Below are 9369 nucleotides of genomic sequence, written 5' to 3'. Positions count from 1 at the left end.
CCTAGGCCGCCCGAAAGGGTCGCTGTAAGCGGGAATCGGCCGTCCGAAGGTACCTCAAAGACCCCTCAGACGAATCGCAGGCTCGGCCAATCCGAGTAAGCCACTGTGGGCCGGAGTAGCGCTGCTGCGAGGTAAGTTCTCCGTGCGTTATCACACGGCCTCGCCGCATCGCGGTCCTTCACCATGCGGGCACAAAAATTCAGCAGTTCGCGGTAGTAGCGCTCGAGCACGGATGAGCCATGGCGAAAGATACCGACACCTTCCCTGACAGGCCGGGGTTCGTGTGCGGAAGAGCGCAGTGGAGGCGCTCATAGATGGGAATAATTCGCATTATCCCCGATCCACGCCGCCCTCCGATAACCCACTCGCAGACGCTACAAAATCAATAGCAAACAATTATTACGTATCAAGCGCCAGCAGTCATTTTTGCAGTGGATCTGTCTTTCGCGCTCTGCTTTTGGCGTAGCAGCCACTCACGCCGTAGGCTCTTGCGCGTCTTCCGGTGCAGCGGTGTGGCGGATGAAGATCTGCGCGGCCCAGATGCCCAGCTCGTACAGCAGGCACATCGGCAGGGCCAGCGACAGCTGCGAGACCACGTCGGGCGGCGTGACCACCGCCGCGACGATGAAGGCCAGCACGATGAAGTAGCCGCGGAAGCCCTTGAGCTTTTCCACGCTCACGAAGCCCATGCGCGCCAGAAGCACCACCACGATCGGCACCTCGAACGCCAGCCCGAAGGCCAGGAACATGGTGATGACGAAGCTCAGGTAGGCCTCGATGTCAGGCGCGGCGGTGATGCTCTTGGGCGCGAAGCTCTGGATGAAGCTGAACACCTGGCCGAACACGAAGAAGTAGCAAAACGCCACGCCGATGAAGAACAGCACCGTGCTGGAGATGACCAGCGGCAGCACCAGCTTCTTCTCGTGCGAGTAAAGGCCCGGCGCCACGAAGGCCCAGACCTGCCAGAGCACGAAGGGCAGCGCCAGCATGAAGGCCGCCATGAGCAGGATCTTCAGCGGCACCATGAAAGGCGAGATCACCGAGGTGGCGATCAGCGTGGCGCCGGCCGGCAGGTGCGCCACCAGGGGCGCGGCCAGCAGGTCGTAGAGCGGGCCGGGGCCGGGGTAGAAGAACAGCACGGCCGCCATGACGCCGATGGCGATCAGCGCCTTGACGAGGCGGTCGCGCAGCTCCATGAGATGCTGCACGAACGGCTGCTCGGTGCCCGCGAGCTCGTCTTCTTTATTGGGAATATCGGACATGGTGGGGAAGGTTGCGGACTGGCTGCGTGCCCGCAGGGCAGGCCCGGGCGGGCAGCTGCACAGCGGCCGTCAATGGAATTTCTGCGGCCGGAAGCGCGCCACGCGCGCTGCGCCCGACTGGGCCTTGGTGCGCACGCCGGCGCGCGCCTTGTACCACTGGGGCGTGGTACCGCGCTTGAGGCGCCAGTTCTTGCCGGGGTTCTTGTAGGCCGGCACCACCGGGGCGGCATCGAACCCGACGGCGGATGCATCGCCCGAAGACGAATCGCCCGCGCCGTGTATGGAGGACTCCCAGTCTTTCTGGAAATCGCTGGCGTGGGTCTGCACCGATTGATGGACGTCGCGAGCGGCGCTCTCGACCGTGTCCTTCATCTTGCGCAGCTCGTCCAGCTCCATCGAGCGGTTGACCTCGGCCTTCACGTCGGCGACATAGCGCTGCGCCTTGCCCAGCAGCGTGCCCACGGTGCGCGCCACGCGGGGCAGCTTTTCGGGGCCGATGACGATGAGCGCGACGGCGCCGATCAGCGCCATCTTGGAGAGACCGATGTCAATCATGGAAGCGTGGGGAGGATGAAGCGCTAAGCCGCTGCGGCCGGGCCGTCATCAGCTCTTTTGCTTGGCTTCGACGTCGATCGTGGTCTTGTCGGCCGCCGTGTGGGTGCCGACCTGGGTGGGCGGCGTGACGGTGCTGGCGGCGGGAGGCGGCGCATCGGATGCACCGTCCTTCATGCCGTCCTTGAAGCCCTTGACGGCGCCCCCGAGGTCGGAGCCCATGTTCTTGAGCTTCTTGGTGCCGAACACCATCACCACGATGAGCAGCACGATGAGCCAGTGCCAGATGGAAAACGAACCCATGGAAATCTCCTGATGAATTGCGGCCCATTTTAGACGGGGGACATGTCAGGCCGGCGATACCCCTTGCAGCCTGCTGGCTGCGTGCCGCGCGGTCAGCGGAACCGGCTGCGCGGCATGGATGCGGTCATCCCTTGAGCCAGGGGCGCGGGCCGCCCATGACGTGGATGTGCAAGTGATGGATCTCCTGGCCGCCTTCGTCGCCGGTGTTCACCACGATGCGGAAGCCCCCTTGCGGATACGGGTTGCAGCCCTGCTCCAGCGCCAGCCGGGGCGCCAGCGCCATCATGCGGCCCAGCACGCCGGCATGCGCGTCGGTCACGCCGGCCATGGAGTGCACATGTTCCTTGGGCACCATGAGGAAATGCACCGGGGCCCAGGGGTTGATGTCGTGGAAGGCGTAGATCTCGTCGTCCTCGTACACCTTGCGGGACGGGATCTGGCCGGCAATGATCTTGCAGAAAAGGCAGTCGGGGTCGTGCATGGAGGAAGGCGGGGAAAGCGATGCGAAAGACGGGCGTGGGGCGGACGAGGGGCTGATGAGGAGCGGCGCGCCGCCCGTCAGGCATTGTCCGCGATGTTGACCGTGGGGCGCACGCCGATGTCGGAGCCATGGGCCTTGAGCCAGCGCTGGCCTTCTTCGCGGCCGAGGGTGAACAGCTCGCGGATGAACGGCAGGTCCGCCCGCGACTTGCTGGACGAGCCGAAGCTGGCCAAGAGCGAGCCGCCGTCGATGCGGTGCATGCGCACGCTGCGGTAGCGGCGCTCGTCGAGCTTGCCTTCGGCCAGCAGGCGGCGCACGAACTCGATGGCCCGCATCTCGGACAGCAGGCTGGCGTTGAAGGTGACCTCGTTCATGCGTTCCATGATCTCGGAGGCGTTGTCGGGCACGGTCGGGTATTCGATGGGATTGATCTGCACCAGCAGCACGTCGGCGCATTCGGTCTTGTAGATCAGCGGATGCAGCGCCGGGTTCCCGGAAAAGCCGCCGTCCCAGTAGGACTCGCCGTCGATCTCCACCGCCTTGAAGAGCAGCGGCAGGCAGGCCGAGGCCATCACCGCATCGGCGCTCAGGCGCTTGCCCGTGAAGATCTCGCCGCGGCCCGTGCGCACGTTGGTCGCGCAGACGAAGACCTTGGGCGAACGGGCGGTGCTGAGCACCTCGAAGTCCACCTCGCGCTCGAGCAGCCGGCGCAGCGGGTTGATGCCGAGCGGATTGGTCTGGTAGGGCGAGAGCCACTGCGTGAGCATGCCCACCATCGGGTTGTTGCCCGCCAGCGGCACGCCCAGCATCATGCTGCCCAGCGTGCCCACGCCTTCCCACAGCCGGCCCAGCGTGGCGCGGGCCATGTCGCAGCCGATCTGGTGCAGCTCGCGCGGGTCGGCGCCTGCATGCTGGTGCGCCGCCTGGGCGAAGCCGTGGGCGAGCGCCACGGCGTTCATGGCGCCGGCGCTGGTGCCGCTCAGGCCTTCGATGGCGAAGCGGCCGTCTTCGAGCAGCGCGTCCAGCACGCCCCAGGTGAGCGCGCCGTGGGAGCCGCCGCCTTGCAGCGCGAGGTTGAGCCGCTGCGGCTGGAAGGTCGCGTCAGGCATCGACGGCCCGGTTTTCGCTCATGGCCAGCATGCCGCGCACGATGCGGTAGAGGAACCACACCGAGATCACGGCCCAGGCGATCCAGCCCGGAATGATGAACAGCAGCCACAGCGGGAAGGTGAGGATGTAGAGCACGCCCGCCCAGAGCACGCTGCGGATGCGCCAGGAGAAGTGGCTCGCCTGCCAGGTGCCGTCGGCATCGCCGCGCTTGACCAGGTCGATCACCAGCGCGATCAGCAGCAGCGCGATGCTGGGCTGGGCGCTGGGCAGCACGGCGGCCACGGCCACGAGCAGGTGCAGCACGTAGCTGACCCAGCCGATGGTCTTCAGCGATTCGGCGCGACCGTTGGGCGTCACGTCGATGATTTCGTTGTCGCTCATGCTGCGGCTCCTCCTTCAAGGGTGGTTGTCAGGTGCGCTCTTCGATGGCGCGGTGCTCGGCCTTGCGCAGGGCCTTTTCCTCGATGCCGCTGGTGCCTTCGCGGCGCTCGAGTTCGGCCACCACGTCGGCGGGCGTGAAACCATAGTGCGCCAGCGCCACCATGGTGTGGAACCAGAGGTCGGCCACCTCATAGACGATCTTGCCGGCATCGCCGCCGTGGTCGGCGTCCTTGGCGGCCATGACGACCTCGGTGGCCTCTTCGCCGATCTTCTTGAGGAAGGCGTCCGGGCCCTTGTGCAGAAGGCGCGCGACGTAGCTCTTGTCGGGCTCGCCGCCGTGGGCCGGCTTGCGGCTTTCGATGACGGCGGCCAGGCGGGCGAGCGCGTCGTGCGATGCCGGGGATGCGGCGGGGGATGCGGATTCGTGGGCGGCCATGTCGGTCACTTGTAGATGGATTCGGGGTCTTTCAAGACCGGATCGACGGCGGTCCAGGCGCCGTCCTTGAGCACGCTGAAGAAGCAGCTGTGCCGGCCCGTGTGGCAGGCGATGCCCGGTTCGTGGCCCAGCTGCGTCACCTTGAGCAGCACCACGTCGTTGTCGCAATCCAGGCGGATCTCGTGCACGGTCTGCACGTGGCCGGACTCTTCGCCCTTGAACCACAGCCGCTGGCGCGAGCGGCTGAAATACACGGCGCGGCCCAGCTCCGCCGTGCGCTCCAGCGCCTCGCGGTTCATCCACGCGAACATCAGCACATCGCCGGTGGCGGCCTCCTGCGCGATCACGGGCACCAGGCCCTGCGCGTCCCACTTCACTTCATCTAGCCAGTTCATGGTGTCATTGTCTCTTGAATTGCTGCAGTGCAGCATTTTTCATTTGCTACTGAAAACATAGCAAACCATACAGGCGGAATAAGCGCTGATGGCCTTTTTCGCTGCCCACTCCAGCGCCACGGACATCACAGCCGCACCGGGATGCCACGCTCGGCCATGCGCGCCTTGGCCTGGCCCACGGTGTATTCGCCGTAGTGGAAGATGCTGGCAGCCAGCACGGCATCGGCGCCGCCCTGCTGCACGCCGTCGGCCAGGTGGTCCAGGTTGCCCACGCCGCCCGAGGCGATCACCGGCACGCCGACCGCGTCGCTCACGGCGCGGGTCAGCTGCAGGTCGAAGCCGGACTTGGTGCCGTCGCGGTCCATGCTGGTCAGCAGGATCTCGCCGGCGCCGCGCCGCGCCATCTCGGCGGCCCACTGCACGGCATCGAGGCCGGTGTTCTTGCGGCCGCCGTGGCTATAGACGTCCCAGCCCTCGCCGCGCGCGGCCAGGTCGTCGCCCTGGCGCCGCTTGGCGTCGATGGCCACGACGATGCACTGCGCGCCGTACTTGTCCGATGCGGCGTTGATCACGTCGGGATTGGCGAGCGCTGCGGAATTGAAGCTGGTCTTGTCGGCCCCGGCGTTGAGCAGGCGCCGCACGTCTTCGACGGTGCGCACGCCGCCGCCCACCGTGAGCGGAATGAAGACCTGGCTGGCCACGGCCTCGATGATGGGCAGGATCAGGTCGCGCCCGTCGCTGGTGGCCGTGATGTCGAGGAAGGTGAGCTCGTCGGCGCCCTGCGCGTTGTAGCGGGCGGCGATCTCCACCGGATCGCCCGCATCGCGCAGTTCGAGGAAGTTGACGCCCTTGACCACGCGGCCTCCGGTGACGTCGAGGCAGGGAATGATGCGTTTGGCCAGCATGGAGGCTCCAGGAGGGAAAGGGAGGGAAAAAGCGGAAATCAGAGGACCTGCAGCTGCTGCCAGCCAGACCAGCGGGCGCCGGGCGCCATGGCCACGGGCCGGTCGATGCAGGCGGCCTCCACGCACAGCATGTGGCGATAACCGTCGGCAGGCATGTCCGCCAGCGCGGCGCAGCGGGTGGCGCCGGGGTTCCAGACCACGGTGTTGTCCCACTCCGCGCCCTGCGCGATGGACAGCCGTCCGCCTGCGGCCGGCTGGACCTGCAGGGGAGCGGGCGCGGCGGCGAAGACGCTGTCGTATTCGCCCTCGAAGCTGACGGGGCCGTGCTGGACACCGTGCACGTCGGCCACGGCATCCCAGCGCGCGCAGCCGTCCAGGCCGTCGAGCCGGACCGTGGCGATGTCGTCCACCCGCAGATAGGTGTGCAGAGCGGCGGTGAAGTCCCACGCCGTGGTGCCGGGGTTGTGTGCCGACAACTCCACCCGCAGTGCGCCGGGGCGCAGCGTGACGGCCAGTTCCGCGGCGAAGGACTGGTCAGGCCACCAGCGGCGCGTGGCCTCGCTGTCCGCCAAAGAGAGGCGCAGGAACCGGCCCTGCCCGTCCGCCGCCTCTCCGCTGCCTGACAGCTGCCACGGCAGGTTGCGGGCGAAGCCGTGCTTGGGCAGCGGCCCGCGCTGGTTGAACTGGGGAAAGCACACCGGCACGCCGCCGCGGATGGCGGTGTGCCCGTCGAAGACGCTGCGCGGGCTGAGGAAGAGGCGTTCGGTGCCGTCCGCAGTGGTCCAGGACAGCACCTGGGCGCCCTGCGCGGCCACCACCACCCGGTCTCCGCCAGGCAGGGCCATCTGCCATGCCGGCTGGCCGTGGAAAAGGAAGGAAGATGCCACGGGCGGCGCTGCGTTCAGGGGGGCGGACATGGGTTTATTGTAAAAGCCCGTCACCATGCCGGTGGCGGGCTGCGCGGCGCGGCGCCGTCTTGCTGGACAATCGCCCCTTTTTTCCATTCCGGCAGGACGTCCCGCACCGAGGGCCGCCCGGCCCGCAGACCGCCTTCTATGTCGCTTCGCAAAAAAAAGCTGCCGCCCACGGCCGGCATCCTGGTCGCCATGGTGCTGGGCATCGTGATCGGCCACTTCATCCACGCCAACGCCCTGGAACCCCAGCAAGCCACGCGCATCGCGGGCTATATCTCGATCGCCACGGACGTGTTCCTGCGGCTCATCAAGATGCTGATCGCGCCGCTGGTGTTCTCCACGCTGGTGGTGGGCATCGCCCACATGGGTGACGCCGCCTCGGTGGGCCGGGTGTTCCTCAAGGCCATGGGCTGGTTCCTGACCGCCTCGCTGATCTCGCTGCTGCTGGGCCTGGTGCTGGCCAACGTGCTGCAGCCCGGCGCGGGCCTGAACCTGCCGCTGCCGGACGCCGGCCAGTCCGCCCAACTGGCGACAGCGAAGTTCACCCTCAAGGACTTCGTGAACCATCTGGTGCCACGCTCGTTCGTGGAAGCCATGGCCAACAACGAGATCCTGCAGATCGTGGTGTTCTCGATGTTCTTCGGCATCGCGCTGGCGGCCCTGGGCGAAAAAGGCCAGACGCTGGTGCGCGGCATCGAGGAGCTGTCCCACGTCATGCTCAAGATCACGGGCTACGTGATGAAGTTCGCCCCGGTGGCGGTGCTGGCGGCCATGGCGGCCACGGTGGCGGTGAACGGGCTGGGCATCCTGCTGAAGTTCGCCGTCTTCATGGGCGAGTTCTACCTGGCGCTGTTCCTGCTGTGGGGCGTGCTGGTCCTGGCGGGCTTCCTGGCGCTGCGCGGGCGGGTCTTCAAGCTGCTGCGCGAGATCAAGGAGGCGTTCCTGCTGTCCTTCGCCACCGCGAGTTCCGAGGCCGCCTACCCCAAGCTGCTCGATGCGCTCGACCGTTTCGGCGTCAAGCGCCGCATCTCCAGCTTCGTGATGCCCATGGGCTACTCGTTCAACCTGGACGGCTCGATGATCTATTGCACGTTCGCCACGCTGTTCATCGCGCAGGCCTACGGCATCCACCTGCCGCTGGAGACCCAGGTCACCATGCTGCTGATCCTGATGCTCACCTCCAAGGGCATGGCCGGCGTGCCGCGCGCCTCGCTGGTGGTGATCGCCGCCACGCTGAACCACTTCGACATCCCCGAGGCCGGCCTGCTGCTGATCCTGGGCGTGGACACCTTCCTTGACATGGGCCGCTCGGCCACCAATGCGGTGGGCAACTCCATCGCCGCAGCCGTGGTCGCCAAGTGGGAGGACGCGCTGCTGTCCGAGGAAGACGCCGAAGTGCGCGCCGCCACCCTGGACACGCAGCCCGATCCCCCGCGCGCCCACGCCCACGGGGCCTGAGCGCGCAGGCAGCGGCACGCCGCACGCCGCGCGGCGGTGGGCGGACCGGCGCCGCCCGCCCCGCCCTGATGCCGCTCAGCCCAGCGTGCGGGCCGTGCCGTCCTGCCAGCGCCAGGCGTCTTCGCACATGCGGTCGATGCCATGGCGCGTGCGCCAGCCCAGCAGCGATTCGGCCATGGCCGGATCGGCCCAGCACTGGGCCACGTCGCCGGGGCGGCGGTCCACGATGCGGTAGGGCACGGGCCGGCCGCTGGCCTTCTCGAAGCTGGCCACCATCTCCAGCACCGACACCGGCTTGCCGGTACCCAGGTTCACCGTCAGCAAGCCAGGGTTCTGGCGCAGGTAGTTCAGCGCCGCCACATGGCCGTCGGCCAGGTCGCAGACGTGGATGTAGTCGCGCACGCCCGTGCCGTCCGGCGTGGGGTAGTCGTTGCCATAGACGCTGAGCGCCGGCCGGATGCCCGCCGCCACCTGGGTGACGTAGGGCATGAGGTTGTTGGGCACGTCGCTGGGGTCTTCGCCGATCAGGCCGCTTTCATGCGCGCCCACCGGGTTGAAGTAGCGCAGCCGGGCGATGCGCCACTGGCCGGGCTCGGCCTTGTCCACGTCGGCCAGCACCTGCTCCATCATCAGCTTGGTCCAGCCGTAGGGGTTGGTGGCGGTGAGCGGGAAATCCTCGCGGATCGGCACCGTGGCGGGCTCGCCATAGACCGTGGCCGACGACGAGAACACCAGCGTGCGGACCTGGGCGGCCTGCATCACGCGCAGCAGGGCGACGGTGCCGGCCACGTTGTTGTCGTAGTAACGGAGCGGCTCGCGCACCGACTCGCCCACGGCCTTGAGCGCCGCGAAGTGGACCACCGCATCGACCTTGTGCTCGCGGATCACGCGCTCGACCAGCGCCTCGTCGCGCACATCGCCTTCCACCCACAGCGGGGCACGGCCTGTGATGCGCTCGATGCGCTCCAGCACCGAGCGGCGGCTGTTGGAGAAGTTGTCGAGGATGACGAAGGGCATCTGCGCGGCGGCCAGCGCGACGCATGTGTGGGAACCGATGAAGCCGGCTCCGCCTGTGACGAGAATCAATCGAGGCTCCTTGAAAGCAGAGGAATGCCGCCACGCGGCACGCGCCGCCATCGTGGCAGCCGCGTAAATGTATATGCTGCACGCGA

General features: G+C 67.5%; 12 protein-coding genes. 1 reads left to right on the top strand and 11 read right to left on the bottom strand.

Going from position 1 to position 9369, the window contains the following annotated elements; genetic code table 11:
* Positions 1–473: 473 nt before the first annotated feature.
* The 10 genes from tatC to BM070_RS17110 all read right to left on the bottom strand — a co-directional run bounded on the left by tatC (position 474) and on the right by BM070_RS17110 (position 6742).
* Entirely contained in the window at positions 474–1262 is a 789-nt protein-coding gene (gene tatC, locus BM070_RS17155; RefSeq protein ID WP_092940556.1) for a twin-arginine translocase subunit TatC, read from the bottom strand.
* A gap of 69 nt (positions 1263–1331) precedes the next feature.
* Positions 1332–1817: a Sec-independent protein translocase protein TatB gene (gene tatB / locus BM070_RS17150; protein ID WP_092940555.1), complete on the bottom strand. Its 486-nt coding sequence runs from the start codon at positions 1815–1817 to the stop codon at positions 1332–1334.
* 48 nt (positions 1818–1865) lie between these two features.
* Positions 1866–2117, bottom strand: a complete 252-nt coding sequence (tatA, locus tag BM070_RS17145; RefSeq protein WP_092940554.1) for a Sec-independent protein translocase subunit TatA — start codon at positions 2115–2117, stop codon at positions 1866–1868.
* 124 nt (positions 2118–2241) lie between these two features.
* Positions 2242–2598 carry a histidine triad nucleotide-binding protein gene (locus tag BM070_RS17140; protein ID WP_092940553.1) on the bottom strand — a complete coding sequence of 119 codons (357 nt, stop codon included), beginning with the start codon at positions 2596–2598 and terminating at the stop codon, positions 2242–2244.
* A gap of 77 nt (positions 2599–2675) precedes the next feature.
* Positions 2676–3707, bottom strand: a complete 1032-nt coding sequence (locus BM070_RS17135; RefSeq protein ID WP_092940552.1) for a patatin-like phospholipase family protein — start codon at positions 3705–3707, stop codon at positions 2676–2678.
* Positions 3700–4089: a DUF4870 family protein gene (locus BM070_RS17130; protein WP_092940551.1), complete on the bottom strand. Its 390-nt coding sequence runs from the start codon at positions 4087–4089 to the stop codon at positions 3700–3702. The genes BM070_RS17135 and BM070_RS17130 overlap by 8 nt, the downstream gene beginning before the upstream one ends.
* Positions 4090–4117: 28 nt before the next feature.
* Complete coding sequence (locus tag BM070_RS17125; RefSeq protein WP_092940570.1) at positions 4118–4525, bottom strand: phosphoribosyl-ATP diphosphatase; 408 nt, start codon at positions 4523–4525, stop codon at positions 4118–4120.
* Positions 4526–4530: 5 nt separating this feature from the next.
* Entirely contained in the window at positions 4531–4956 is a 426-nt protein-coding gene (gene hisI, locus BM070_RS17120; RefSeq protein ID WP_486158503.1) for a phosphoribosyl-AMP cyclohydrolase, read from the bottom strand.
* A gap of 89 nt (positions 4957–5045) precedes the next feature.
* Positions 5046–5825, bottom strand: a complete 780-nt coding sequence (gene hisF, locus BM070_RS17115; protein ID WP_092940549.1) for an imidazole glycerol phosphate synthase subunit HisF — start codon at positions 5823–5825, stop codon at positions 5046–5048.
* Between the two features lie 38 nt (positions 5826–5863).
* A complete protein-coding gene (locus tag BM070_RS17110) occupies positions 5864–6742 on the bottom strand; it encodes a D-hexose-6-phosphate mutarotase (RefSeq protein WP_434803195.1) in 879 nt (292 codons plus the stop codon).
* A gap of 138 nt (positions 6743–6880) precedes the next feature.
* On the opposite strand from BM070_RS17110, the gene BM070_RS17105 reads away from it, so the two are divergent.
* Entirely contained in the window at positions 6881–8197 is a 1317-nt protein-coding gene (locus BM070_RS17105; protein WP_092940548.1) for a dicarboxylate/amino acid:cation symporter, read from the top strand.
* A 75-nt stretch (positions 8198–8272) separates the two neighbouring features.
* Here BM070_RS17105 and galE read toward each other — a convergent pair whose 3' ends face one another.
* Positions 8273–9283: a UDP-glucose 4-epimerase GalE gene (gene galE / locus BM070_RS17100; protein ID WP_092940547.1), complete on the bottom strand. Its 1011-nt coding sequence runs from the start codon at positions 9281–9283 to the stop codon at positions 8273–8275.
* Positions 9284–9369 lie beyond the last annotated feature (86 nt).

Source organism: Paracidovorax wautersii (assembly GCF_900113035.1).
Taxonomy (GTDB): domain Bacteria; phylum Pseudomonadota; class Gammaproteobacteria; order Burkholderiales; family Burkholderiaceae_C; genus Paracidovorax; species Paracidovorax wautersii.
This window is presented reverse-complemented; position numbering and strand designations above follow the sequence as displayed.

Bases quoted from the DNA above. Each gene is read 5' to 3' on its own strand.
- tatC (WP_092940556.1), bottom strand. From the start codon at position 1,262: ATGTCCGATATTCCCAATAAAGAAGACGAGCTCGCGGGCACCGAGCAG.
- tatB (WP_092940555.1), bottom strand. From the start codon at position 1,817: ATGATTGACATCGGTCTCTCCAAGATGGCGCTGATCGGCGCCGTCGCG.
- tatA (WP_092940554.1), bottom strand. From the start codon at position 2,117: ATGGGTTCGTTTTCCATCTGGCACTGGCTCATCGTGCTGCTCATCGTG.
- BM070_RS17140 (WP_092940553.1), bottom strand. From the start codon at position 2,598: ATGCACGACCCCGACTGCCTTTTCTGCAAGATCATTGCCGGCCAGATC.
- BM070_RS17135 (WP_092940552.1), bottom strand. From the start codon at position 3,707: ATGCCTGACGCGACCTTCCAGCCGCAGCGGCTCAACCTCGCGCTGCAA.
- BM070_RS17130 (WP_092940551.1), bottom strand. From the start codon at position 4,089: ATGAGCGACAACGAAATCATCGACGTGACGCCCAACGGTCGCGCCGAA.
- BM070_RS17125 (WP_092940570.1), bottom strand. From the start codon at position 4,525: ATGGCCGCCCACGAATCCGCATCCCCCGCCGCATCCCCGGCATCGCAC.
- hisI (WP_486158503.1), bottom strand. From the start codon at position 4,956: ATGCTGCACTGCAGCAATTCAAGAGACAATGACACCATGAACTGGCTA.
- hisF (WP_092940549.1), bottom strand. From the start codon at position 5,825: ATGCTGGCCAAACGCATCATTCCCTGCCTCGACGTCACCGGAGGCCGC.
- BM070_RS17110 (WP_434803195.1), bottom strand. From the start codon at position 6,742: ATGTCCGCCCCCCTGAACGCAGCGCCGCCCGTGGCATCTTCCTTCCTT.
- BM070_RS17105 (WP_092940548.1), top strand. From the start codon at position 6,881: ATGTCGCTTCGCAAAAAAAAGCTGCCGCCCACGGCCGGCATCCTGGTC.